Source organism: Streptomyces lushanensis, from assembly GCF_001700515.1.
GTDB classification, from domain to species: domain Bacteria; phylum Actinomycetota; class Actinomycetes; order Streptomycetales; family Streptomycetaceae; genus Streptomyces; species Streptomyces lushanensis.
In genome coordinates this window covers 1-744 of the sequence record NZ_MAUD01000698.1, presented here as the reverse complement: position 1 = coordinate 744, position 744 = coordinate 1, and the positions used below count along the sequence as shown (strand labels likewise).

Annotated in this window: 1 protein-coding gene; it reads left to right on the top strand. The window is 69.5% G+C overall.

The genetic code is table 11. The features are described 5' to 3' along the window. Positions 1–323: 323 nt before the first annotated feature. A partial coding sequence (locus BFF77_RS32485; protein ID WP_169922768.1) for an AAA family ATPase occupies positions 324–744 on the top strand: 421 nt, incomplete at its 3' end.

Sequence of the window (744 nt, the reverse complement as noted above, 5' to 3'; positions counted from 1 at the left end):
CGGCGCGGAGTCCGAGCAGTGGCACGGGGACAACTGACGGCGGATACGCCCCTGGAGCGCGTGGCCGCGCCGCGGACCGACCGGCATCCGGCTCTTCCAGGAAACGTTTCTTTACGATTGGCTGTTTCCCTTCGCCCCGAATGAGGAAAAGCGCCAGGAAGGGCCACCATCGCTGTGCGCCTCGCATACGATCCACCGCCCGGGACCAGGAAAGCCTTGTCGTACCGGCGATCCTGTTACAACCCGAACGAGCAGCGGAACAGTGACAGGGCAAGGACACCGCCACCGAGTGGGTCCGGGGAGCCGATCACGGAGGCAGGGACATGACGCGCGCGTTACCGTCGGAGCAGTGGACCACCTTCCGGGTACCCACCCTGGAGACCCTGTCCAGGGGACGCCTGACGGAGCAGTTCGCCGACTGCGCGCTGGGGGTGACGGTCGCCCCGCCGGGCTTCGGAAAGACCACGCTGCTCGCCGAGGCGGCCCGGAACCATCGGGGGCCGGTGACGTGGTACAGGGCCAGAAACAGCGCCGACGAGCGGGAGTTGCTCACCGCGTTCGAGCATCCCGCCGGTTCCCGGGACGGCCTCCTCGCGGCACAGGACCAGGCCCGAACGGCGCGGCGCACGGGCGGCGGGACGGCGCGGCGGCTGATCGTCATCGATGACATGCACCTGCTAACTCCGGCCCTCCGCACGCTCGTCGTGCGCCTCGGCCAACTCGCTCCGCCCCACCCCCGGATAC